Raw genomic sequence first — 25,972 nt, forward strand, 5'->3', positions numbered from 1 at the left:
TTATTATCCCGCCTTAACAGCTAATTCAGGGCTTTTTTGCTCGATTTTTAATAGATCAGCAACGGCAACATTTTTAGGTTTAACCATGACAAAGCAGTCTATCCAATTGTCAAAATCACTTAAAATCAAATGGGCATGCTCACTGCCCGTTTCGGCAACATGAGTTTCGATTAAGCCTCTTAAGTGCTGGCGATGAATGGTTGATTCAACTTTCAGGGTATCGACTAACTCAGTATTGACACGGCGGTTGAAGCGGCCGAATTGATCAAATACATAAGCAAAGCCACCAGTCATACCAGCGCCGAAGTTCACCCCGGTTTTACCCAATACGACAACAATACCGCCGGTCATATATTCACAGCCGTTATCACCTAAGCCTTCTATAACCGCAATGGCGCCTGAGTTACGTACTGCAAATCGCTCGCCCGCTTGGCCTGCGGCAAATAATTTACCGCCAGTTGCACCATATAAACAGGTGTTGCCAATAATGGCACTTCGTTCACTTTGGAACGGACTACCTATCGGCGGGTGAATAACAATCTTGCCACCCGACATACCTTTACCAACGTAATCATTGGCATCGCCACACAGTTTCAAGTTTAACCCTGGGCTATTCCATACCCCAAAGCTTTGACCTGCGCTGCCACTAAATGCCAATGATATTGGCTCTTTAGTGCCCGCTACACCATGTAACTTGGCAATGTACCCCGACAGTGCGGCACCCACAGAGCGGTCGGTGTTATTAATGGCATATTGATAGGCATAGTTATCACCTTCATCAACGGCTTTTTTGCAATCAGCTAGCAGAGTCTGGTTAAGTTGACCAATATCTAGCGGCGGATTAATTTCTTTCCATGTAAGTGATGAAGTGCTTGGCACGACAGGTTTATACAGAATTGGTGATAAATCTAGACCTTGCTGTTTAGCTGTCTGGCCTTCAAGGGCATATAACCATTCGCTACGACCCACTAAGTCTTCAAATTGACTGACACCCAGTGCGGCCATCCACTCTCGTACTTCTTTGGCAACAAATTCAAAGTAAGTCATCACACGTTCAGGTAACCCATGATAATGGTTATCACGTAAGTTCTTGTCCTGAGTAGCTATGCCTGTGGCACAGTTATTAAGATGACAAATACGCAGGTATTTACAGCCTAATGCGATCATAGGCACGGTACCAAAACCGAAGCTTTCAGCACCTAAAAGCGCAGCTTTAATGACATCTGTCCCGGTTTTTAGGCCGCCATCAACTTGTAAGCGAATTTTATGGCGTAGGCCATTTTCAACTAACGACTGTTGAACCTCAGCTAGGCCTAATTCCCATGGAGAACCGGCATACTTCACTGATGTTATCGGGCTTGCGCCTGTGCCGCCGTCATAGCCTGAAATGGTGATCATATCGGCATAGGCTTTAGCCACACCGGTTGCAATGGTGCCAACACCAGGCTCAGAAACTAACTTTACTGAGACCAAAGCGGTAGGGTTAATTTGTTTTAAATCAAAAATCAGCTGGGCTAAATCTTCAATTGAGTAGATATCATGGTGTGGTGGTGGGGAAATAAGCGTGATACCAGGACGTGCATGGCGTAATCCGGCAATTTCAACACTGACTTTATGGCCCGGTAATTGACCGCCTTCACCCGGTTTTGCCCCTTGAGCAACCTTGATTTGCAATACATCTGCGTTAACCAGGTAATGCGCGGTGACACCAAATCGACCAGAGGCAACTTGCTTAATGGCAGAGTTACGTTCAGTGTTAAAGCGACGTGCATCTTCACCACCTTCACCAGAGTTAGAGCGACCGCCTAAACGGTTCATTGCCACAGCAAGCGCTTCATGAGCTTCAGGGCTTAGCGCACCGATACTCATAGCCGCGCTATCAAAGCGGCTAAATAAATGACTTGCATCTTCTACTTTGTCTAACTCAATTGCGGCTAGTGAGCCTTTCACGCCAATCAAATCACGTAGAGTCGCAATAGGACGTTCATCTACTAATCGGGCAAATTGTTTGTATGCAGGATAATCTTTATTTTTCAAAGATGCCTGTAAGCTGTTTACCACATCAGGGTTGAAGCTGTGGTATTCGCCACCCTCGACATACTTAAGTAAACCACCTTGTGGCAAGGGTACATGCGCACGATATGCCGCGGTATGAAGTGCTTTTTGATCGTCAGCAATATGGTTAAAACTTGCCCCTTCAATACGACTGATCACGCCTTTAAAGCATAATTCAATCACATCACTGGCTAGACCGACGGCTTCAAATTGTTGGCTACAACGATAAGAGCCCACAGTACTGATGCCCATTTTTGACATGATCTTACGCAGGCCTTTTTCAATGCCATAACGGAAGTTAAGCATTAAGGATGTCACATCTTCAATGGCGTGTTTTTTAGCCATCGCCGCAATGGATTCATAGGCTAGGTATGGATAAATTGCCGTGGCACCAAAACCAATTAATACTGCAAAATGATGCGGATCACGTGTTGACGCCGTTTCAACAATAATGTTGGTGTCACAACGTAAACTTTTGTCGACTAAACGGGTCTGTACTGCGCCAACAGCCATTGCTGCTGGGATCACCTGGGCGTTTTTATCGACAGCGCGATCAGATAAAATCAACAAGGTGGTGCCACTGCGTGCAAAACGCTCTGCTTCATCGGTAATACGATGAATAGCTTGTTTAAGCGTTTCATGGGCATCGTAGTTTAAATCAACGGTATTGGCACGATAGTTAGTACTGTCTAATCCCAATAGTTGATTAAAATCGCTAAACAATAAAATGGGCGAGTTAAACATCACACGGTAAGCATTACCTGTGGTTTCGCTGAATAAATTTTGTTCACGTCCGACACAAGTGGCGAGCGACATAACGTGTTTTTCACGCAATGGATCAATCGGTGGGTTAGTGACCTGGGCAAACTTTTGACGGAAATAATCATACAATGATCGTGACTTTTTCGACAACACAGCCATAGGAGTATCATCACCCATTGAACCGATAGCTTCTTCGCCTTTGCTGGCTAATACCCATATCACTTGTTCAAGTTCTTCGCGGGTAAAACCAAATTGCTTTTGATATTGCAATAAGGTTTTGGCATCAAAACGGCTTGAGCCTTGTTTTGATGGGTCAATACTTTCTGCTGGTATCAGAGTTTGACTGTTTTTGGCCATCCATTCTTTGTATGGGTGGCGACGTTTTAAATCGTTATCAATTTCAAATGACTGATGTAAACGGCCATTTAAGGTATCAAGCACCAGCAATTCACCTGGGCCTACACGGCCTTTTTCAATCACTTCATCAGCAGCATAATCCCAAATGCCCACTTCAGAGGCTAAGGTAAGAATACGGTCTTTAGTGATGACGTAACGAGAAGGGCGTAGGCCATTACGGTCAACTGCACAAGCCGCATAACGACCATTGGTCATTACGATACCCGCTGGGCCATCCCATGGCTCCATGTGCATAGAGTTAAAGTCATAAAATGCTTTTAATTCATCATCCATTTCTGGATTTGACTGCCATGCTGGTGGAATAAGCAAACGCATTGCGCGGTATAAATCCATTCCGCCAGATAACAACATTTCTAGCATGTTATCTAAAGAGGATGAATCAGAACCGGTTTCATTCACAAAGGGAGCCGCTTGTTGTAAATCAGGCAACAAAGGTGAATTAAACTTATAAGCACGTGCACGGGCCCATTGGCGGTTACCGGTAATGGTATTAATTTCACCATTGTGGGCTAAATAACGAAACGGTTGTGCTAAAGGCCACTTAGGCGAGGTGTTAGTTGAAAAGCGCTGGTGAAATAAACAAATCGCGCTTTTTAATCTGATGTCGGCAAGATCGCTATAAAATGACGGTAAATCAGCAGGCATCATCAAGCCTTTGTAGACAATGACTTGACCCGATAAACTGGCAACATAAAAATCATCGTCATTGGTAATTTGTTGTTCAAGACGACGACGCGCCATATACAAGCGGCGTTCTAAATCTTTTTCACGCCAACCTACAGGTGCATTTATTAGTACCTGGTAAATTTGCGGTAAACTGTTGCGACCAATTTCGCCCAGTACATCTTGATTCACAGGCACTTTACGCCAGCCGGCAACACTTAATGTTTCTCGTTGTAATTCTTTTTCTAAAATAAACTTAGCTTCGTCAGCTTTTTGCTGATCTTGACTTAGAAAAAACATGCCCACAGCAAACTTACGGCTTAAGTGCCAGTCATTTTCAGCTGCTATTGCTTCAAAAAATTCGGTTGGCATTTGCATTAATAGACCACAGCCATCACCTGTACGTCCATCGGCTGCAATACCACCACGGTGTTTCATGCGATCGAGTCCATGAATTGCAGTGCGCACGATTCTATGGCTGGCGTCGCCATCCATTTGCGCTATCAATCCAAACCCGCAATTGTCCCGCTCGAAACTGGGATGATATAAGCTCATACAAAAAACCCCCTAAAACCTCTAACTAGATACGACTCGGGGTAAATGTGAAGAAATTCCATAGATATGCACCCGAACCTCTCAAATTAAACTGAGTTTGTACAAAGGTCAAACGCAATTATTGCATGGTTGTGAAATTTTATTACTAAATAACTGTAATATTGCATCAGGTTTACGTTAACGTAAACTGTGTTATTTTCTGTATAACCTTATGAATAAAAAGAATTTTAGAATGTCACTCTATATTTGGTAACTTTTTGGTAACAACCGCCTTGAATTGTTTTTGAAATAAAAATAGTGAATTTTATTTCAAATACAGTCTCAATGATTATCAATCGTTTTTTTGATTAAATATTCACTTTTAGTAATTTAAAATATACTGTTTTTGTTTAAAACATTAACCCAAAGGCAATATAACCTCGATGTTATCAATGGTTGAGTTTGTTTTGTTTGATTTAAGTCTAAAACAACTGTTTGATTTACTTTAATACTTCGATCAGTTTTGTTTCTAAAATTGCTTAATTAGATGCTTAGCGCGATGTTATTCGAAGGTCGAGTTAATGCAGCAAGTTAAGAGATAAAATGGACTGTATAACTTAGGAATAAAAGGCGTGAAAGCTCTTATCAGACAATATTATGTCTGTTTAGCTGCTAGTGTGTTGTTCTATTTTCATCATCTAGAAACGGGATTATAGTATGAATTGTTAAGATGTTTTTTTAAGCATGGGATAAGGTTGTTTACTTAATTGTTATCAAAATGTTGCCTATGACAGGTTTGAGGAGCTAACCTCTAGCAAAGCTTGCATAGGGGCAAAGACGGGGTATTATAAAGCTAATTTTATAGGCTTAGACTTAGAATTTTAAACTAATTAGAGGTGCCCTAAATGTCCGTGACGCCGTTAGATGCAATTTTGGATTTGAACACACTTGAGCAATACATTAGTGCCATCGGTGCTGGTACTTTATTGAAAAGTGTTGTGTTGTTCGAACAATTGATGCCTGAGTATCTTGGTTGTTTGATTAAAGCTAACGATGACGGTGATAAAGAGGCCTTGTGTTCTGAAGCGCATAAGTTTAAAGGTGCAGCGGGTTCTGTTGGTTTAAAGCGTATTCAACAGTTTGCTCAGCTGCTACAGCATGGCGAAGAAGCTAAGTGGGCAGATGAACACAAAACTTGGTTAGCTGAAATAGTTGATCATGCTGAAAGCGATTTACAGCAACTTAAGTTATTTTTACAAGCTAAAGCTTAAACCCATTCTAGTCTTTTGTTGAACGCTGTTGAAAATACCCCTCATTTTAGGGGTATTTTTTTCGATTTTTTTAAACTTTGTGTCCTAGTTCATCATGATAACCTTGTTTTTCTGCCGTTGTTAATTCATTATTCAAATTACTATCCTTTGATATAATCGATTATATGAAAAGTCTTCCGAGTTTAAAAAATCTTTATTACCTGACTAACTTACATCAAGAGCAAAATTTTAATCGTGCAGCTAAAATATGTTTTGTCAGCCAGTCGACACTATCTAGTGGTATTCAGAATTTAGAAGAACAGCTTGGTTATCAATTGATTGAACGTGATCATAAATCTTTTATGTTCACCGCTATTGGTGAAGAAGTTGTTGAGCGAGCTCGCAATATTCTGACCGATGTAGATGACCTGGTTGAATTGGTTAAAAACCAAGGCGCCCCGATGACAGGGGAAATACGTTTGGGCTGTATTCCTACCATCGCGCCATTCTTGTTGAGCAGAGTCGTTAAACTCTGTCAAAAGGACTATCCACAGCTGTCATTATTATTGAAAGAAGATACCACTGAACGTTTATTAGACGCGCTAGCTAAGGGAGAATTGGATTTATTGATTCTAGCATTGCCTGTGGATACGAGTGGGTTTCATAGTATGAAAGTGGGTATCGATCCATTTAAAATGGTGATGCACCGAGAGCTCTCATATGATGTGGTGCAGCCAATTGATTACCAATTGATGCCTGATGAAAGTATTTTTTTACTGCAAGCTGAACACTGTATTACGGGTCATGCTATTACCGCTTGCCAGTTAGGTAATAGTGCAAAAATCAATCCTTTCGCCGCGACTAGTCTACACACGTTAGTGCAGATGGTGGACAGTAAGCTGGGGACAACCTTTTTACCTCAGATGGCTATTGATGCGGGGATTTTAAACGACACTGAACTTAAAGTGATTGACCCACCTGGTGATGCCCCATATCGTGAAATTGGTCTAGTATGGCGTCAAACAACCAGCCGCATAAGTACCTTTAGAACCTTAGGTTTGGCCATGCAGCAAAAATTAATGCCCCAAGCGATGAGTAAATCTTAATATTGTTATTTAACGCAGTGATATAAATACCAGTTGGCTATGCCGTCCTTAGTTATTCAGAGATCAACAATGACTTTGTACACAGTTTTTTGTGCACAGTTTCAAATCATATAGATTTTTGTTTGGTACTGACAGCATAGACTTCAATAGGGTGTTGTTTGCCTTTAAGTGGGACTAAACCCAAATCTTTAAGTTGATAGAGGCTGTCCTGCTGCTCTAGGCGATGGGCAACATCTCCTGACAGCAGCATTCTTTGTCCTAATGGGTTACATTGATCTTGTAGTCTTGCCAGTGTGTTTAACACATCACTAAAGAAACTAATCTCCTGTTTGTGAACGCCTACAACCGCAGCGACAACTTGACCACAATGGGCCGCAGCTTTGAATTTAGGCACAAAACCATATTGTTGCTCAAAATACTTTCTTTGCCATTGCAATTCAGTGCAAAACTCAAAGTAAATATTTAAACAACGATCTTCTTTTATGCCTTCTTCAAGTGGCCAGTAAATCAGCACTGCATCACCCATATATCGATAGATTTCTGCATCATTTTTGATCACAGTATCAGCTAATAAACTAAAACTGTCCTGGATCAAGCGTGAGAATCGATAGTCACCCAGAGCTTCAGCATGTGAGGTCGACGAAGCCATATCAAGAAATAGAAATAGGCGTTGTTCATAGCGGGGCTTATGATATTTACCAAGACCAATATTCAATAACACCCTTGGACCAACCAGTAAGGCCATTTGTTCTATAAAGGCCAACCCAACCCTCACAACGACTAAATAAACCACTAATGCTTGAAAAGAAGGGCTGTAAAGAACATGCGCGGTCAGCATTTGTCTTAAGGTAACCATATGATTTTCAATAGCCCACATGTTTAAGTATTGGGTCACATAGGCAATAGTGGTCGCACCTAATAATAAAAATAAGCCCTTAAAAATAACCGAGAAAATATAAGGTAAACGACTAATTGCACTAAAGTCGGCTATTAGATTTGACATCCAATGTAAGCATCCAAAAACACAGCCCATAAAGATAGCTAGAGTCGCAAGATCACCATTGCCAATAGCCCATTGTGGCAGCTCAGGCGTTTGTGCATATCGGAAAAACACAAATGCAGCCATGGCAAAGCACCAAGCTAAAATGGCAAAGATGAGTTTTTTAAGTTGTTTTTTGGCTTTCAAGAGTAAAAATCAGATCCGAGATGAGCATCAAATAGAGCCGCAGTTTAACGAAAAACCCCTACTTGTGTTAGTCGTATTTGTGATTTAGATCAATAGAGTGACAGAAAATGTTTTTTTTAGCTTAATAATGATTAATAAGAGGTTTATTAGTGTTTGCTAAAGTTTATTAATATATTTTTACAAAAATGCATTCTTAAGGATTTGCTGGGTGAAGGGTATTTTCAAGTAAAATCCTCGTGGATTGGATAATTGAATAGCCCCATCTGGACCAATACTTTCCGTTAATGTTTGACTGTTTGCAGCTTTAGGACGTAATTGCAACACTTCACCATGGCGAGCGGTAATTTTTTCGACTTGCCCCAGAGCAATTTTTTCCATGATTTCCTCCCAATCTTGCTTTAGCAAGGCCATTTCTGATCTTGATGGCGACCAAAGTAGCGGAGTACCAACCCGCCTTTGCCCAACCGGAATATGGCGTTCTCCTTCGATGGGAACCCAAAGGACAGATTGAAGCTTGTGAAACACCACACTTTGTTCCCAAGTGAGGCCATGAATGTCAGTCAAGGGGGCAACGGTAACGTAGGTAGTTTCCAGTGGTTTACCTTTGTGATCAATTGGAATTGTTTTTAGCTCTACTCCTAAATGGATGAAGTCAGGTTCAGGTTTTGAACCGGCTAAGGCACCAAGTTCCATTTCTATTAATTGTCCTACCCAACCTTTATCCCGTTTTAGGTCTTGAGGCACGTTAATCCCATTTTCCAATGCTATGTCAGCTAGAGACACACCGGCCATTTCTTGGGCCCTTTGCATAAGTTCTGTCAGACTTTGTGGTGATGGTTTTGGCATAACATTTAAGCTGATCATGTTGAGTTATGGCAGTAGATTATCAATATTAGCCTCTAGTGCAACCGTTTGTGTAGAACAATTGAGAAATACCCTTCAACAGTTTGATGAAATAACTCTGATGAATATAGCGATGTTATTGTAGATTTTAATGGAACAATAACGGGTTGGTTAAATAATAGTCGTTTATTTTGGGTGGTGTTATTTATCCGCCAGAAAGTCATTTAAGTTGATGAAATAAAGCAATTTAACGCATTTTAATTTATGGAGTAATTCGACTTTAAAAAAGTTACACGCTTTTATCCCTAGTCTTTCCCACATAGTTATCCACAGATTTGTTGCATAACATGCTAAAGTTGTTGTCTTTAACCGATGTAAAAGTGTGAGTCAATGACTTTTATGGCCAAAAAAGGCATTTTATTTCAAAAAATCAGTTGTCATTTGTGAATAAGTTTTAGTTGTAGCTCTAGTGTCTTGGTATAACTTTGGGAGTGGTTGAAAAGTGACCTGTTTTTATTGCGTTAATGTTTTCTAGTCTTTTTTGTTGCCTATGCAATTGTTTTATAATGGTTAAATGTTTGTCGGTTAAATTTAAAAACACTTTGTAATAAGTGGTTTTTTAATCAAATTATTAAGTTTACGGAAGTTTCAAACAGACATATCCACAGATTTTGTGGATAACGAGTCTGTAGGACACAATTAATTGTTGATAAGAATGCATAAAAGTTATAATTATCCCATAGAATGCTGAAAATAGGGGTTTGCTGATAAGCAAGCTTTGTGAAACAATCACATCAATGAAAATTTTTGTGAAATTGGAGTCCATGTGATTGATAGCGACGGCTTTCGCGCAAATGTGGGCATCATTATCTGTAATCAGTCTGGTCAAGTTATGTGGGCGCGACGATTTGGTCAGCATTCTTGGCAATTTCCACAGGGTGGGCTTGATGAAGGCGAAACAGCCGAACAAGCCATGTATCGCGAATTATATGAAGAAGTGGGTTTATTACCTGAACATGTTCAAATTTTGACTACTTCTCGCTCTTGGTTACGTTATCGTTTACCGAAGCGTTTAATTCGACAAGATAGTAAACCTGTGTGTATCGGACAAAAACAGAAATGGTTTTTGCTACAACTAAAAGGTCATGACAATACCATTAACTTGAATTCTTCAGGCCATCCTGAGTTTGATGATTGGCGCTGGGTGAGTTATTGGTATCCTGTTAGGCAAGTGGTGTCTTTTAAGCGAGACGTATACCGGAAAGTGATGAAGGAATTTGCAATAATCACGCTAGCTTTGCAAACCAGAGAGATTCATCACAATAGGCGAAGAGGCCGCAACCGAAATTAAGGGCCATCATTAAAGGATAAATAAAGTGTTAAATACACTTAGGGATATTACACAGGCCGTTGCCGCTGCTAACACGTTAACAGCGGCATTATCGCTATTGGTTGTGCAAACTAAGCATGCTATGGCCACTCAGTGTTGTTCTATTTATCTTCTTGAGCACCAGCAGCTGGTGCTTTCTGCTACAGAAGGACTGCATCAATCTGCTGTTGGCCATGTTCGAATGCCATTAACAGAAGGGTTAGTCGGATTAGCTGCTGAACGCGAAGAAGCGGTTAATTTAGCTGATGCAAGAATTCACCCGCGTTTTAAATTATTCCCTGAAGTTGAAGAAGAAGAGTATCGCGCTTTTCTTGCTGTGCCGATCATTTATCAAAAAATGGTGGTAGGTGTCATTGTGGTTCAGCAACCCAATCCTCGCCAGTTTAGCGAGGGTGAAGAAGCCTTTTTAATGACATTAGCGGCGCAATTAGCCGTGGTGATCCGCAGTTTAAAAAATAAAGCGGCTATTACTAATGTGCAAGACCAAGTGGTCTTTAATGGCACCACAGCATCAAGTGGCATTGCAATCGCTAAGGGATTGGTACTCGGGGGGGTTATTTCCCTAGAACAAGCTGATTTAGCATGTGAAAGCATAGAGCATGAAACCACTCGGGTTAAATTAGCCATTAGTCGCAGCAAAGATATGTTAAGTGCTATTTCACAGCGATTTGAACGTGATAAAGCAGAAGATGTGGCCTCTATTTTTTCCGCTTTTAAACTGTTGCTCGATGACAGTAGTCTGGGGGGGAATATGTTCGAGAAGTTGCCGCTGGTTGGCGAGCTGAATCTGCAGTAAGTCGAGTATCTATTCGATATATTGATCAATTCTTGGCAATGGATGATCCCTACCTAAAAGAACGAGCTAGTGATATTCGCGAGCTCGGTCAAAAGGTGCTGCGTCAGTTAATTGAGCCCGATAGATTAGAGTTTGAACCTGAAACACCGGTCATTCTGGTTGCCAAAGAAGTCGATGCGACTATGTTGGCAGAATTTCCACGGCATAAGCTAGCCGGTATTGTGACTAAACTGGGTGGTGTTAATGCCCACGCAGCAATCCTTGCAAGAGCCCTAGGTGTGCCTGCATTGGTTGGTGTAGAGCAGGTATTAGAGACCAATATAGATAATAAGCTATTGGTCCTAAACGCCAACCGAGGCCAGTTACTGGTGTCGCCATCACCCGCCGTGGTAGCCGAATATCAAGCACTTATAAGAGTCGATGCTGAAAAACAAAAACGCTTCTCTGCCGAGCTGTCTTTGCCTGCAAACACACTTGATGGCAAACGTATTCATTTATATTTGAATGCGGGTCTATTGAGTGGGATTGAGTCTGATATTGCTGATGGAGCCGATGGCATAGGCTTATACCGCACCGAAATTCCCTTTATGTTGCATCAACGATTCCCTAGTGAAGCAGAGCAGATTAAAGTCTATCAAAGGGTATTAAATGCAGCGGGTGATCGTCCTGTTGTCATGCGTACACTTGATGTTGGTGGAGATAAACCCTTACCGTATTTCCCCATTAAAGAAGACAATCCCTTTTTAGGCTGGCGAGGAATTAGGCTGTCGCTTGATCATCCTGAGTTGTTTTTAATGCAATTAAGAGCGATGTTACAAGCGGGCGGTAAAGGTAAACAGTTACAAATTCTATTGCCTATGGTCAGTAACCTAGATGAAATAGATCAAACTATAGAATATCTTGATCAGGCATATAATGAGTTGAATATTGAATTGAATAGTATGCTGACTCGACCAAAAATTGGTGTGATGCTTGAGGTTCCTGCTTTGCTGTATCAGTTAGATGATGTGGCTAAGCGAGTTGATTTTGTCTCTGTAGGTAGTAATGATTTAACTCAATACTTGTTGGCTGTAGATCGTAATAATCCTAATGTAAGTTCACTGTTTGATAGCTATCATCCCAGTATTTTAAGGGCGCTAAAGCGCGCATTGGATGAGTGCCTACAGCATGATTTAGATGTCAGTGTTTGTGGTGAGCTTGCAGGTGAACCCTATGGTGCGCTTTTATTAGTGGCTATGGGATACACCAAGCTCAGTATGAACCAGGCGAGTTTAGCGCGAATCAATTATCTTCTTCGACGAGTATCGCACTCCCAATTAAACCAAGTACTGACAATTTGTTTATCTGTTTCTAATGCCACCCAAGTGAAACAAGTGCTGTTTGAATTTACTCAACAACATCAGTTAGAAGATATTTTACACTAGTTTATATTTATCAATGTTAAGGGAATACCTTGGAAAATTTGTTACTGGTTTTTTCAATATGTCTTGGATTAGGGGCAATTGTAGGTTTTTTGGCTGGATTATTAGGTATTGGCGGTGGGCTGATTATCGTGCCCGCATTATTGTATATTCTGCCTTGGGTAGGCATTAACTCTTCTTTATTAACTCATGTCGCTATTGCAACGTCATTGAGCACCATTATTTTAACCTCTTTATCTTCAGCAACCGCGCACCATAAACGAGGTAACATTCCTTGGGCGTTATTTAAACCAATATTCCCTGGTATTGTTCTAGGGGCATTGTCAGCGGGTTTTGTGTCAGAAATGATCCCATCGGATCAGCTACAGCAAGCTTTTGCGGTTTTTGTGGTATTGATGGCCATTCAAATGGCATTTCCCTTTAAGTCAAAAGGCGAAGGTAAGCTACCTCCTTCATGGGTGTTGTTTATTGTGTCTATTTTAATCGCATTAGTCGCAGGTATGATGGGAATTGGTGGCGGGGTGTTATTAGTCCCCTTTTTAACCGTTTGCGGTTTACAAATGAAACAAGCAGTAGGTTTCTCCTCGGCAACCGGTTTTTTAATTGCTATCGCTGGAACGACGGGATATGTCATTGCAGGGTTTGATGCGCCTGATTTGCCCTCTGGCACCTTGGGTTATATTTATCTTCCGGCGTTATTCGGTATCATTATTAGTTCAATGATTTGTGCCCCTTTAGGTGTCAAAGCTGCGAGCACCTTACCTACGGCAATACTAAAAAAGGCCTTTGCAGGCCTTTTGTTGGTAGTAGGTTTGAAATTGATTTTTAGCTAATGAGACTAGTCCACAGGTATTCATATATTAATCAAAGGGAATTTTATACTTTCAATTAACTGCGATGTAATTAGCAGTTTGTTTAACACGACTTTGCTACCGTCGTTATGTTGATTTGAGTGGACGAAATGTATGCAAGAGGTTTTGTTAAATATAGCGATAATATTATCACTAGTAGGGCAGTTGTGTATCTCTAGCTTCGCTTTGTCTAATAAAATGCTTAAATCTTCACAACTGATGATATCTTCCTAAATAGCAATGTCTACTGCAATGGTCATGTCAGGCCCATAACCATCTACCTCTTTTCAAAAAATTACCAGTTACAACATTAGAAGCGCCACTATTAAAGCTGAAGCCGTCAAGTTAGTTAATCACCAAGAGTTAATGGCTATCATCATGAAACAACATACTAAAATGATGCAGCAGTAAGCTTCTAATAATAGGGCGCTCAAATGCGCCCTATTATTTTAATATTCAAACCTTGCTTGACCTGTGTGTAACACATAGGTTTATAGTCAAGTTAGTGTAATGTTTAATGCTAGCTTTGGGAGGCAATATGAAAGTGAATCAACTTGCTAATGAATTAAGTATCACCGCCGACACAGTGCGCTTTTACACACGTATTGGACTGCTTAATCCCAATAAATCGCCCGTTAATGGTTATAAAATTTATAACGGTGAGGATAAGTCGCGTATGCAATTTATCTTAAGCGCTCGTAAGCTTGATTTTTCAGTCGATGAAATTAAAGTGATTTTTTTTAAGACCGACCACGGTGAAAGTGCCTGTCATCTTGTGCGGGCATTAGTGAAACAAAAGCTGGATGAAACACAGCAGCAATTTAATGAAATGGTCAAACTAAGGGCAAGGCTTTCACAAGCCGTTGAGCAATGGTCAACCATGGCAGATAACTTGCCGACAGGAAACATGGTTTGTAACTTGATTGAAGGTACAAATCAAACTGACAGCTCTAAATCAAGCGTTGCTCAACATGACAATATCAAATTGATGTTAAGGGAGATTAAGTAATGGAGAACACAACACACTCAACTATGCAGCTCAATATTCTCGGAGCAGGCTGCGCGAGTTGTGTGGGCAAAATTGAAAAAGCGATTAACAGCGTGCAAGGCGTTGATTCGGCCGAGATGAACTTTGCCGACAGAACGGTACTGGTTAAGGGTAAAGCTGCTGCCGAGTTGATTATAAAAGCGGTAGAAAGTGCCGGTTATAACGCCACTCAAATCCAAGCTGAGTCGGCAGAAGATGCCATGAACGAAAAAGAGCAGGCTGATTTACAGCATTATAAAAGTCTATTACGCCATACCATTATCGCCTTATCAGTCGGTATTCCGTTGATGGTTTATGGACTTTTTATTGGCGAAATGACGGTATCAAGCCTATCAGAGCAAGTGGTGTGGGGACTGGTTGGTGTAGTTACTCTTGCCATTATGCTGATCTCCGGTAGGCATTTTTATATTGGTGCTTGGAAATCTTTTTTAAACCATAACGCCAATATGGATACCCTCATCGCCTTAGGAACTGGAACGGCTTGGATATATTCGATGTTAATTGTGGCATTTCCGCAGTGGTTTCCTGAGATGGCAAGGCATGTTTACTTTGAAGCGACCGCCATGATTATTGGGTTAATTAATCTTGGTTTAGCGCTAGAAGTGAAAGCGCGCGGTAAGACCTCTGAAGCCATTAAGCGTCTTATTGGCCTGCAAGCTAAAACGGCTCGAGTTATCCGTGATGGAAAAGATGTCGACATCGATATTGCTCATGTATTACTTAACGATCACGTAAGAGTTCGTCCTGGCGAAAAAATCCCAGTCGATGGGGTCGTTATTGAAGGTAAAAGTACCATTGATGAGTCAATGTTGACCGGTGAGCCAATGCCGGTTGAAAAAGCTGTTGATGACAACGTTGTAACCGGTACTTTGAATAAGTCTGGATCAATCATATTTAAAGCTACTCGTGTTGGTAAAGATACCGCACTGGCGCGCATTATTAGTATGGTCAAACGGGCGCAAAACTCTAAGCCGCCGATCGGTCGTTTAGCTGATGTCATAGCCGCTTACTTTGTGCCAGCCATTATGATTATCGCTATTGTCAGTGCCATGGTGTGGTTTAACTTTGGTCCAGAACCATCGAGCGTATTTGCCATCGTGTCTGCAACAACAGTATTAATTATCGCTTGCCCTTGTGCGCTAGGACTGGCCACACCAATGTCGGTCATGGTCGGTGTGGGTAAGGCGGCTGAGTCGGGTGTGCTAATTCGTAACGGTGAAGCATTGCAAACTGCGTCTAAAATAACCGCCATGATTTTAGATAAAACCGGCACCATTACCGAAGGTAAACCGCAAGTTACCGATATTATTTTGGTTAATGCCGACAGTGAAGAGCAGGTCCTTGCTTTATCTGCTGGGATTGAAAGTCACTCAGAACACCCATTAGCCCAAGCCATTGTTGAAAGCGCGCGTGCTAGAGGTATTGATGCGATCAATACTGACCGCTTTACTGCCATTTCTGGCAAAGGTGTAGAGGCGCAGGTTGATGGACAAACATTATTGTTTGGTAATCTCAAATTAATGGAAGACAAACACATTGATATTGGTCTCCATGAAGCTAAAGCCCAGGTATTAGCGGAAGAGGCTAAAACACCGATGTATTTGGCACTTGCAGGGCAGTTGTTGGCCATTATTGCAGTATCAGATCCGATAAAGTCTGATTCAATCGAAGCGATTGCGAGACTCAAAGACAGTGGCATCAAAGTGATTATGTTAACCGGAGATAATAGCGCGACCGCAGCCGCTGTGGCTAAAAAAGTCGGTATTGATGACTTTTTCGCCGAAGTTATGCCAGAAGATAAAGCCAAAAAAGTCGCTGAACTTCAGCAACAAAAAGAAGTGGTTGGTATGACCGGTGATGGCATTAATGACGCTCCAGCGTTAGCCTTAGCGGATGTCGGCTTTGCTATTGGAACGGGCACAGATGTTGCGATAGAAAGCGCTGATATTACCTTAATGCGCGGCTCGCTTCATGGTTTAGCCGATGCGATAGCCATTAGTAAAGCAACGCTGCGCAACATTAAACAAAACTTGTTTGGCGCATTTATTTATAACGTCGCGGGTATTCCCCTCGCGGCAGGTGTGCTTTATCCAGTGTTTGGTATTTTGCTAAACCCAGTGATTGCCGGCGCGGCGATGGCCTTTTCATCACTGACAGTCGTGAGTAACGCTAACCGCTTACGTTTGTTTAAAGCTAAAGAACACTAGGAGACTCAAGATGTTAATCAATTTACTGTGTATCGCATTAATCGGTTTTATTATTTGGTGGTTTTGGTTATATAAACCATCAAATGAAACTAAGGTTGACGCTAGCACATCGATACTGGTTAAAGACGGGGTGTATACGCCAGCACGAATTAAGATAGCGGCTAATACAGCTACAGAAATAACCTTTTTACGCCAAGATAAATCCGGATGTTCAGCCACCGTCTTGCTACCCGACTTAGAGATTAGCCAGGATTTAGCGCTGGATAAACCCACGACGATAGCGTTACCAGCACTGGAAAAGGGCGAATATCCATTTCATTGTCAGATGCAAATGTATAAAGGCATGTTGATTGTTGAGTAAGTATTATGAGAGTTAAACCATGAGAGTTAAACCATGAGAGCGGACAAAGCCCATATAAGAAAAAGAGGATAGTCGTGATATATCAGGAAAGTGTCGTATTAAGCCAAAGCCTTAAGCAATATACGCGATGAAAAATACAAACTGGTGAGACTTCAAATCAATCTACTTTAAAGTTAATAATTGAAATCGGTAGCTATTCTGAGGATGACTTTTCAGGATTAATACACTTTAAAATCATCATAGTAAAAATACACTCAGTCAATTTTCCATTCAACTGCTACAGCCCCATTACAATGACAACTTTCTCAGTTGAAAGCTGTTATCGTAACGAGGAGCTTTATTCACAGCCCTAAGTTGAATTTACTGATTTACGAATTAATTACACCGCAAATGGGTATTGAATAGCATCGTGATGCTCATACCCTTCTACCTTAAAATCCTCTAAGGTTACCCAAGTCTCAATATCTTTGAGGCTTTTTATGTCTGGGTTAATAATCAATTTGGGCACAGCTAAAGGTTCACGCTTCAGTTGGATATCGCGCATAGGGGCTAATTGATCTTCATAAATATGAGCATTAACAATTTTATGGTAAGCCTTACCGGGTTTTTTACCGGTTATTTGCGCCATTAATGCCAATAATACATAGACCTGAACCATATTGAAGTTTAAGCCAAGCGGCACATCACAGCTACGTTGAGTACTGTTTAAATACAGGGTGTCACCCAATAATGAAAAATGATGTTCGTACATACAAGGGCGTAAGCAGCCTAGATCAAATGCGCCAGGGTGTAGGAAAGTTAATATTTCGCCTCGATTATCTATACCTTTTGAAAGATCATCGACAATACCTTGCAATAAATCAATATGGCCGCCATTTGGTTTAGGGAATGCTCTGCCTAAAGCACCATAAATTAACCCTAAGTCATCTTCGCCTTTACGATTAGGGTTGTTAAGCCATGCTTCATTTAAGTTTGCATTAGCGTCCCAGGTTTTTGTGCCCAACGCACGAAAGTCAGCGGCATTTTGATAACCGCGCATATAGCCGATAATTTCAGCTATGGCCGACTTCCAAAAACTTTTCCGAGTGGTAACAAGCGGGAATTGATTATTGGCAACATCATAACTCAGGTCGGCATTAATAACGGTTAAACAGCGTTTGTTGGTTCTTTCATTATTAACCCAAGTGCCTTCGTCTACGATACGTTGGCAAAGATCCAAATATTGTCTCATGATATCCCTGATTTTTTAATGTGCTATAGGTTTAGATTATACCTATGAGTTGTTTGAGCATAAATAACTTAATGCAGTTAATTGGAACGGTTGAAATATGCACAGTAATTCAGGCAAGATAAAGCGATTGAACTTTATTAATAAGTAAATCATAAAGCTAGTGGTGTTAATAAGAATAAACAGGCTATTGTAGTGTTTAAGACCCATTAATGCGGCTTAATATAAAAATTATGATGTATTATTAAGCCAACTCGGTTTTTTCGAGGTATTAGCTCGAAACATTCGATTATATTTATGTTATTCATTTAGTATAGACTCAAAGCATCGATTTTTAGGAGTTACATATGGAAAGAGCACTTAAAAACTTCTTGAGCCAAGAGTCAGCAGGAGGGATTATTCTGATGATCTCCGTTGCCTTGGCCATGATTTTAGCAAATTCACCACTGTCGGGTTTTTATGAAGGCTTCTTAAATACAGGCGTTCAGGTTCGTGTCGGTTCACTAGATATTAATAAGCCATTATTATTATGGATTAATGATGGCTTGATGGCATTGTTCTTTTTGTTAATCGGCTTAGAAGTTAAACGTGAATTACTGGAAGGCGCGTTATCGACTGTTGCTAAAGCGTCTTTACCCACCTTTGGTGCTATCGGGGGGATGGTATTTCCGGCATTATTTTATCTGATGTTTAACTATTCAGATCCTGCTACTCAAGTCGGCTGGGCTATTCCAGCAGCAACTGACATTGCTTTCGCTTTAGGTATTATGGCCCTATTAGGTAGCCGAGTACCTGTTTCGCTTAAAGTTTTTCTATTGGCTTTGGCGATTATTGATGACCTTGGTGTTATCGTTATTATTGCATTATTTTACAGTACAGACTTGTCGATGCTGAGCTTGATCATTGCCGCTATCGCAATTGTGTTGATGATTGTGCTTAATCGTAAAGGGGTCACCTCATTAGCGCCTTATGGATTGCTTGGTTTTATATTATGGGTTGCGGTCCTAAAATCGGGAGTACATGCGACGCTTGCCGGGGTAATTATTGCATTCTGTATTCCATTAAGGGCTAAAGATGGTACTTCACCCTCTGAGCATTTAGAACATGGCCTACATCCTTGGAGCACATTCCTAATTCTGCCCGTATTTGCTTTTGCTAATGCTGGATTATCGCTTGCTAATATGACGCTAGGCTCATTTGCTGAACCAATAACGATTGGTATTATTTTAGGTCTAGTATTGGGTAAGCCAATTGGTGTGCTATTGTTTAGTTATTTAGCCGTGAAGCTAAAGTGGGCTGAATTGCCACCAGGGATAGGCTGGAGACAAATCGCGCCTGTTGCTGCAATGTGTGGTGTTGGTTTTACTATGTCAGTCTTTATTGCTTCACTTGCCTTTGAAAACTCTCCAACAGCATTTGGTGATTTTGCAAGACTTGGTATTTTAACCGGATCTTTACTTGCAGCATTAATCGGCTATTTCTGGTTGGACAAAGTGTTACCTAAGAAAGGAGCAAAATAATGAAATTACTATCCGTTATCGCTTTTACAGTCACTATGGGAGTGTTTACCACCCCAGCTTTTGCTAATTCATTTGATGTCTGTTTAACCGACTCTGAAAGTCCAAGCTGTAACAGTTATCTTGAAGGTGTGGTTGATGGTGCTTTGATGTACCGTAAAAATGTGCCTGCAAAGAAGGTTAATGCTGACGGGGGTTATGAGTCGCGTGCACTTAAATACCGTGCTGGCAAACGTTATCAAAAAGCAAACGCAAAATACTGTGTCAGCCATATTCCTGATAGTTCAGATATTGTTGATGCATTAACTGAGCAAGTTTCTATGGGTAATGTTAGCAACAGTGATGATCTTGAAACTGTAATTAATTCACTGATGGATTGTCGTAGTCAATAACGACTTCACTTTTACTGTGCTCCTATATAGAAAATCGCTCACTTATGTGGGCGATTTTTGTTTCACAGGAACTGACTCAGTGACTGTCACATTAAGTGAAATTAAACTGTTTGTAATGTTGAGGGTGTTTATACCTTCATTGAAAAAGATGTATTTTTTAAAAGGCTGACTCTATGCAACATCTTAATTATAATCATCTTTACTATTTTTGGATGGTTAAACGAAAAGGTTCAGTTGTTAAAGCTGCTGAAGCATTGTGTTTAGCGCCTCAAACTATCACTGGCCAAATGCGTTTACTAGAGGGAAGGTTGAAGGGCGCACTGTTTAAGCGAGTTGGGCGCAATTTAGAGGCTACTGAACTCGGTGAAGTCGTTTATCGTTATGCCGATAAAATGTTTAATTTAAGTAATGAAATGCTTGATTTGCTTAACTATCAAAAAGACTCCTCTGTACTATTTGAAGTCGGAATTGCTGATGCTTTGTCCAAAGCGCTGGTGAGCAGGGTGCTATTAACTGTTATTCCACATGATGGTTCGATACATCTTGCGTGTTATGAGTCTACCCATGAAAGCCTTATCGCTAGATTACGTGAACATCAGCTAGATATGATACTGTCAGATTGTGCTGGTGGGGCATTGAAGTACACTGATATTTTATCTAAAAAATTAGGTGAATGTGGGGTAAGCTTTTTTTGTGCTCATCCTATTGATGCTGAATTCCCTGCGTGTTTAGAGCAGGAAAAGTTGCTAATTCCTGGGATCCGAACATCACTTGGGCAGCAGTTACATCGCTGGTTTGCTGAAAAAAACCTTAATGTCAGTATTTTAGGCGAGTTTGATGATGCAGCTATGATGAAAGCATTTGGATATTTTAAACGAGGTATTTTTGTCGCCCCGTCTATTTATCGTCATGATATACTTTCGCAAGGAATGGTTTTGTTAGGCGAAACCACCGATATTAAAGAAGAATATCATGTCATGTTTGCTGAACGGATGATCCAACATCCGGCAGTGAAAAGCTTGCTTGAAACTGATTTTACCGATTTATTTTTAGGATTGGATCAGCAAGTACAAGATTTTGATAATCGCATAGGATTAGTGGACTAACCTCAATGAGGTTAACCTAAATTTTCGCAGGAGTATTGCGTTGGAATTAATGAATATTGCCAGAGTCCGCTGGGCTTGTCGCCGCGGAATGTTAGAGCTTGATGTATTGCTTCAGCCGTTTGTTGAGGCACAATATCAAGATATGTCCGATGAAGATAAGCAAACTTTTATTCGTCTGCTAGAGTGCGAGGATCCAGAATTATTTGCCTGGTTTATGGGGCATGAGCAATGTCCAGATACTTTGCTTGCAGCCATGGTCGTAAAAGTTCGTGGACGTCCAGCACCGTAAACAAGCCTCAAATAGCACTCACACAAGCTTGTTTGTGTTGAGTGCGTCGTTTAATCAGTACTTATGCTACTGGATAATTTTTGCTGTTGTCATGACAAGCTTCATTGCCTGGCCACAAATGGACTCAATTTTATTTAATAGCTTTTTCTATATATTGATACTGCTTGTGCCTGTTGTTTTTGCTTGGCAGCTATTGGTATTAAGAAAATGGCAGTGTCAGATAATAATTGATGGGGAATTAGGTGGGCGCTTAGTAAATGGTCAATCATTTACTTTTGGTAAAGCGGCGTTTATTTGCCCGTTATTTTGCTTACTTTATCTAGAGTTTGAAGACGAGTCGCGTCAAATATGCTGTGTTTGGGCAGACATGCTAGATGACTCTCAATACAGAACCTTGTGTCGCCTTGTCAATCAAAGTAGCCACGTATAGCAAGCCGTTTAACGGCTTGCTATACAGGTTTAGTCATCCACAGCGATTTAATCTATTAATTTGGCTGCAAAATAGTCGGTTGAGGATTATCAAGCAACTCAGGGTAATCAAGATTATAGTGAAGCCCGCGGCTTTCTTTACGCTCCATTGCGCAGCGAATAATCAGTTCCGCTACTTGTACAAGGTTACGTAATTCAAGTAAGTTATTACTGACTCTAAAGTTTGAATAATATTCTTGAATTTCTTGCTGTAACATCATGCAACGACGCATTGCGCGTTCTAAACGTTTATCGGTTCTGACAATGCCGACATAATCCCACATGAAAAGTCTAAGTTCATGCCAGTTATGGGCAATAACGACTTCTTCATCTGAGTTACTGACCTTACTTTCATCCCATACCGGTACATTTTCTGGCATTTTAATTTTTTGCAATTGGCTTTCAATATCCTGCGACGCTGCGCGGGCAAACACTAAGCACTCAAGTAATGAGTTGCTGGCAAGTCGGTTAGCACCATGAAGTCCGGTGTATGCCACTTCACCTACCGCATATAAGCCGTTCAAATCTGTTTGACCATGTAAATCAGTCATTACGCCACCGCAGGTATAATGTGCTGCTGGTACAGCCGGAATCGCTGTTTTGGTAATATCGATACCTAATTCTAAGCAGCGTTGGTAAATAGTCGGAAAATGTTTAATGATAAAATCGGCCGGTTTATGGCTAATATCTAAATAGACACAATCTGAGCCCAAACGTTTCATTTCATAATCGATAGCGCGGGCAACAATGTCCCTAGGGGCCAACTCTGCCCGTTCATCAAATTCAGGCATAAAACGACTGCCATCAGGGCGACGAAGATAAGCACCTTCTCCTCTTAATGCTTCAGACAGTAAAAAGTTTTTAGCTTCTGCATGGTACAAACACGTTGGATGGAATTGATTAAACTCCATGTTAGCCACGCGGCAACCTGCGCGCCACGCCATAGCAATACCATCTCCACTGGCAATATCGGGATTAGACGTGTATTGATATACTTTTGAGCTGCCCCCTGTGGCAAGGGCAACAAACTTGGCTGTAATCGTTTCGACGTGTTCTCTGTCTCTGTTCCACACATAAGCGCCTAACACTCTGTTTCCAGGGCGATTGAGCTTACGAGAAGTAATTAAGTCGATCGCGTTGTAGCGTTCTAATACCCGAATGTTGGGGTGGTTTAATGCGCGTTCTTGCAGTGTTGTTTGCACCGCTTTGCCTGTGGCGTCAGCAGCATGCAAGATACGGCGATGGCTATGCCCACCTTCACGAGTTAAATGATAGGGTGCATCTTTTTGATTGCCTAACGTTTCTTCTTTATCAAAAGCAACGCCGCAATCTATTAACCATTGCATTGAAGCTTTAGCATTTTCAGCGGTAAATTTAACCACTGCTTCATCACATAATCCCGCACCGGCAATTAGGGTATCACTGACATGAGATTCAATTGTGTCATCTTCATCAAAAACCGATGCTATTCCACCTTGTGCATACAAGGTTGAACCTTCGGCTAAAGGACCTTTAGAAAGTAAAATAACTGACGATTTTTCTGCTAAATGGAGTGCTAAAGTAAGCCCTGCAGCACCGCTACCTATAACCAAAATGTCAGACTGGTATTCAACTGCTTGTGTCATCGGGTATCATGGGTCAAGAAATGGTTCAGTAATGGTAAATCAAAACACCATACTTGGGTACATTAAGCCGATATTTTGTTCATGCTAAAAACGTTTATTTAGCATTTATTAGGCATAGCGCCAGCAAAATGAATTTTTTTTTATGTTTTATCGAACTTTTATCAAAATGCTCTGTCTACTTATATGAACAGGATTCGAGCGACTGAATATCAGTTATACAGATTTAGGAGTAGTCGGCTCGGATGAGTGGACAATATAGTGATCAACAATTAGTTGAGCGTGTACAGCAAGGCGATAAAAACGCTTTTAACCTGTTGGTAATGAAATACCAGAACAAAGTGATGAGCCTGATCGGACGATATGTTCGAAATCAAGCGGATGTGCAGGATGTAACACAAGAGGCTTTTATTAAAGCTTATCGTGCACTTGCTAATTTTCGTGGTGATAGTGCTTTTTATACTTGGTTGTACCGAATAGCAGTCAATACGGCAAAAAATCATCTCACATCACAAGGTCGTAAAGCACCTGGAAGTGATGTTGATATCGAAGAAGCTGAATACTATGAAGGCAGTGATGCTTTAAAAGAATTTGCTTCGCCAGAGCGGTTATTAATGAAAGATCAAATGAGTAAAGTGATCTTTGATACCCTCGAGACATTGCCTGAAGAATTAAAGATAGCCATATCTTTACGTGAACTTGATGGTATGAGTTACGAAGATATTGCCAATATCATGGATTGCCCAGTCGGCACGGTAAGATCGCGGATATTTCGCGCCCGTGAAGCAATCGACAAACAGCTCCAGCCTCTACTGGAAAAGTAATAGCCTTTATTAAGATAGGTGACAAATGGTTAAATCAAGTCAAGAATGGGTATCTGCAGCGGTAGATGGTGAAGTTGATGATCAAACATTAGCTCAACTTGCATCTGATGTAGATTCTCATCAAGAATGGCAACGTTATCACATGATTGGTGATACGATGCGCGGTGAACTACCTGCGGCCATCGACTTAGATATTACAGCAAGCATTGCAGCAGCTATCGCACTAGAGCCAACGATAATGGCGCCCAAGGCGAAAATGTCTGAACAAGATGATGCTGTAATAACGGCAAGTCAACCTTCAAATGTTGTTTCGTTATTTAAACAGTTTGGTCAGTATGCAATAGCAGCCAGTGTGGCACTTGTGGCCATTGTTGGTGTGCAGTCTTATGACCAAGATCCAGATTCACCTTTACCTGTGTTTAATACGCGTCCTTTAGTGGGCACCATGTCACCGGTAAGCTTGCAAACAGGTCCAGTGGTTAATAAACAAGGTTACACTAACGAGCAAGTGCTTGAGCAACGTCGAAGAGTTAACGCTTATATTCAAGACCACATGCTACAACAACGTTTAAATCCTAGTGTTGAAGCACAAAAAGCTAACACTGCTGATGTAAACCAATAACTTTTATTCTTCCTACAGCAATGGTTTAATAGGCCATTGCTGTTTTACCTTTTAGGAGTTAGCTTGCGCATTATCCTGCTAGCACTGTTAATATTATCTCCCCTTAGCCATGGCGAAGAGTTATCTGCTAAAGAATGGCTCACCCACATGAGCCAAGCACTTAGCGAGAAACAATTCAAAGCCTCTATTATACAAGTTCAAGCTGATCATGTCCGTCCCCTTGTGTTTGTTCAAGGACTGGTAGGCGAACAACATATTTCGTATGTAGAGTACCTAAATGGTCCCCCTAAAAATGCCGTTAAAGTGGGCAATAAAGTGACCTTTTTAGAGCATGACCAGCCACCTTATAGTGTTACTGCTAATCTTATACAGGGGGTCTGGCCTGCATCACTTTCAGGCAATATTACTAAATTAGAACAGGGTTATCAGTTTGTTTTGGGAGGCCGAAGTCGTATAGCGGGCCGAGCAGGGCAAATGATCCGATTTATCGCTAAAGATGAGCATCGTTATGATGCACAGATTTGGGTGGATATGGAAACATACTTACCCTTGCGATATGACACATTAAATCGTGATAAACAGTTGCTTGAACAGACTATGGTTATTGAGCTTGTCGAATTTATTGAATCTCCAAGCATTCTAGTCGAGGCCAGCAAACATAAATGGCCAGAGGTTATTAATCAAGGCGATCGCAAAGATGCTCAGGATTGGCAGTTTACCTGGTTACCTGAAGGATTTAACATGGTTGTAAGTGATAACCATCGCCTAATTGGTATTCACGAGCCTGTTGAATATATTGCACTTTCTGATGGTTTGGCCAATATCTCAGTCTATGTTGCACGTACGACAGAAGGGCCGATGCCAGAAGAACTTGTCACCCGCAATGGTTTATCTATGGTGGTTGAAAAGGTGGGCAACGCTGAAGTGGTTGCGATTGGAAAAGTGCCCAGCGCAACTTTAGAGCGCATCGCCAGAAGTTTAGCGCTAAAATAGGCGATCAAACCTTATTAATAG

At 41.1% G+C, this 25,972-nt stretch carries 20 protein-coding genes and 1 pseudogene; 16 read left to right on the forward strand and 5 right to left on the reverse strand.

Annotated features, from left to right (window positions below; all coding sequences use genetic code 11):
• Positions 1 to 3: 3 nt before the first annotated feature.
• On the reverse strand, positions 4 to 4,452 hold the full coding sequence (gene gltB, locus ACRWP9_RS07240) for a glutamate synthase large subunit (RefSeq protein WP_434928549.1): 4,449 nt from the start codon (positions 4,450 to 4,452) through the stop codon (positions 4 to 6).
• Between the two features lie 884 nt (positions 4,453 to 5,336).
• On the opposite strand from gltB, the gene ACRWP9_RS07245 reads away from it, so the two are divergent.
• Both ACRWP9_RS07245 and oxyR read left to right on the forward strand, forming a co-directional pair.
• Entirely contained in the window at positions 5,337 to 5,702 is a 366-nt protein-coding gene (locus ACRWP9_RS07245) for an Hpt domain-containing protein (protein WP_434928550.1), read from the forward strand.
• Positions 5,703 to 5,866: 164 nt separating this feature from the next.
• Positions 5,867 to 6,787, forward strand: coding sequence for a hydrogen peroxide-inducible genes transcriptional activator OxyR (gene oxyR / locus ACRWP9_RS07250; RefSeq protein WP_434928551.1), 921 nt, complete (start codon positions 5,867 to 5,869; stop codon positions 6,785 to 6,787).
• Positions 6,788 to 6,893: 106 nt separating this feature from the next.
• Here oxyR and ACRWP9_RS07255 read toward each other — a convergent pair whose 3' ends face one another.
• Together ACRWP9_RS07255 and mutH are read right to left on the reverse strand one after the other, a co-directional pair.
• The gene (locus ACRWP9_RS07255) at positions 6,894 to 7,913 is read right to left on the reverse strand and encodes an adenylate/guanylate cyclase domain-containing protein (protein ID WP_434928552.1); all 1,020 of its coding nucleotides are present in this window, start codon (positions 7,911 to 7,913) and stop codon (positions 6,894 to 6,896) included.
• A gap of 237 nt (positions 7,914 to 8,150) precedes the next feature.
• Entirely contained in the window at positions 8,151 to 8,819 is a 669-nt protein-coding gene (mutH, locus tag ACRWP9_RS07260; protein WP_434928553.1) for a DNA mismatch repair endonuclease MutH, read from the reverse strand.
• 823 nt (positions 8,820 to 9,642) lie between these two features.
• Between mutH and rppH the strand changes: the two genes are divergently transcribed.
• The 6 genes and pseudogenes from rppH (at position 9,643) to ACRWP9_RS07290 (ending at position 16,890) form a co-directional block, all read left to right on the forward strand.
• Positions 9,643 to 10,167, forward strand: a complete 525-nt coding sequence (gene rppH, locus ACRWP9_RS07265; protein ID WP_226410719.1) for an RNA pyrophosphohydrolase — start codon at positions 9,643 to 9,645, stop codon at positions 10,165 to 10,167.
• A gap of 25 nt (positions 10,168 to 10,192) precedes the next feature.
• A pseudogene (gene ptsP, locus ACRWP9_RS07270) lies at positions 10,193 to 12,426 on the forward strand (phosphoenolpyruvate--protein phosphotransferase).
• A gap of 29 nt (positions 12,427 to 12,455) precedes the next feature.
• Entirely contained in the window at positions 12,456 to 13,256 is an 801-nt protein-coding gene (locus tag ACRWP9_RS07275; protein WP_434928554.1) for a sulfite exporter TauE/SafE family protein, read from the forward strand.
• 556 nt (positions 13,257 to 13,812) lie between these two features.
• A complete protein-coding gene (locus ACRWP9_RS07280; RefSeq protein WP_226410714.1) occupies positions 13,813 to 14,283 on the forward strand; it encodes a MerR family transcriptional regulator in 471 nt (156 codons plus the stop codon).
• Positions 14,283 to 16,529: a heavy metal translocating P-type ATPase gene (locus ACRWP9_RS07285; RefSeq protein ID WP_434928555.1), complete on the forward strand. Its 2,247-nt coding sequence runs from the start codon at positions 14,283 to 14,285 to the stop codon at positions 16,527 to 16,529. The genes ACRWP9_RS07280 and ACRWP9_RS07285 overlap by 1 nt, the downstream gene beginning before the upstream one ends.
• 10 nt (positions 16,530 to 16,539) lie before the next feature.
• Positions 16,540 to 16,890, forward strand: coding sequence for a cupredoxin domain-containing protein (locus ACRWP9_RS07290; protein WP_434928556.1), 351 nt, complete (start codon positions 16,540 to 16,542; stop codon positions 16,888 to 16,890).
• Positions 16,891 to 17,269: 379 nt separating this feature from the next.
• On the opposite strand, the gene ACRWP9_RS07295 is transcribed toward ACRWP9_RS07290, so the two are convergent.
• Entirely contained in the window at positions 17,270 to 18,121 is an 852-nt protein-coding gene (locus ACRWP9_RS07295; protein WP_434928557.1) for a thymidylate synthase, read from the reverse strand.
• Positions 18,122 to 18,465: 344 nt separating this feature from the next.
• On the opposite strand from ACRWP9_RS07295, the gene nhaA reads away from it, so the two are divergent.
• The 5 genes from nhaA (at position 18,466) to ACRWP9_RS07320 (ending at position 21,852) form a co-directional block, all read left to right on the forward strand.
• A complete protein-coding gene (gene nhaA / locus ACRWP9_RS07300) occupies positions 18,466 to 19,638 on the forward strand; it encodes a Na+/H+ antiporter NhaA (RefSeq protein ID WP_434928558.1) in 1,173 nt (390 codons plus the stop codon).
• Positions 19,638 to 20,027 carry a hypothetical protein gene (locus ACRWP9_RS07305; RefSeq protein WP_434928559.1) on the forward strand — a complete coding sequence of 130 codons (390 nt, stop codon included), beginning with the start codon at positions 19,638 to 19,640 and terminating at the stop codon, positions 20,025 to 20,027. Before nhaA ends, ACRWP9_RS07305 begins: the two co-directional genes overlap by 1 nt.
• A 173-nt stretch (positions 20,028 to 20,200) precedes the next feature.
• Positions 20,201 to 21,133, forward strand: a complete 933-nt coding sequence (gene nhaR, locus ACRWP9_RS07310; RefSeq protein ID WP_434928560.1) for a transcriptional activator NhaR — start codon at positions 20,201 to 20,203, stop codon at positions 21,131 to 21,133.
• Between the two features lie 40 nt (positions 21,134 to 21,173).
• The gene (locus ACRWP9_RS07315; protein ID WP_434928561.1) at positions 21,174 to 21,422 is read left to right on the forward strand and encodes a succinate dehydrogenase assembly factor 2; all 249 of its coding nucleotides are present in this window, start codon (positions 21,174 to 21,176) and stop codon (positions 21,420 to 21,422) included.
• 34 nt (positions 21,423 to 21,456) lie between these two features.
• Positions 21,457 to 21,852 (forward strand): protein YgfX, encoded by a 396-nt coding sequence (locus ACRWP9_RS07320; protein ID WP_434928956.1) that lies wholly within the window; start codon positions 21,457 to 21,459, stop codon positions 21,850 to 21,852.
• A 55-nt stretch (positions 21,853 to 21,907) separates the two neighbouring features.
• On the opposite strand, the gene nadB is transcribed toward ACRWP9_RS07320, so the two are convergent.
• Positions 21,908 to 23,515, reverse strand: coding sequence for an L-aspartate oxidase (gene nadB / locus ACRWP9_RS07325; protein ID WP_434928562.1), 1,608 nt, complete (start codon positions 23,513 to 23,515; stop codon positions 21,908 to 21,910).
• A 242-nt stretch (positions 23,516 to 23,757) separates the two neighbouring features.
• Between nadB and rpoE the strand changes: the two genes are divergently transcribed.
• From rpoE to ACRWP9_RS07340, 3 genes are all read left to right on the forward strand, one after another.
• Positions 23,758 to 24,336 carry an RNA polymerase sigma factor RpoE gene (rpoE, locus tag ACRWP9_RS07330; protein WP_434928563.1) on the forward strand — a complete coding sequence of 193 codons (579 nt, stop codon included), beginning with the start codon at positions 23,758 to 23,760 and terminating at the stop codon, positions 24,334 to 24,336.
• A 25-nt stretch (positions 24,337 to 24,361) separates the two neighbouring features.
• Positions 24,362 to 24,958: a sigma-E factor negative regulatory protein gene (locus ACRWP9_RS07335; RefSeq protein ID WP_434928564.1), complete on the forward strand. Its 597-nt coding sequence runs from the start codon at positions 24,362 to 24,364 to the stop codon at positions 24,956 to 24,958.
• Between the two features lie 63 nt (positions 24,959 to 25,021).
• A complete protein-coding gene (locus ACRWP9_RS07340; protein WP_434928565.1) occupies positions 25,022 to 25,951 on the forward strand; it encodes a MucB/RseB C-terminal domain-containing protein in 930 nt (309 codons plus the stop codon).
• The last annotated feature ends 21 nt before the right edge of the window (positions 25,952 to 25,972 follow it).

The sequence above is a fragment of the Shewanella sp. HL-SH2 genome (assembly GCF_051164935.1).
Taxonomy (GTDB): domain Bacteria; phylum Pseudomonadota; class Gammaproteobacteria; order Enterobacterales; family Shewanellaceae; genus Shewanella; species Shewanella glacialimarina.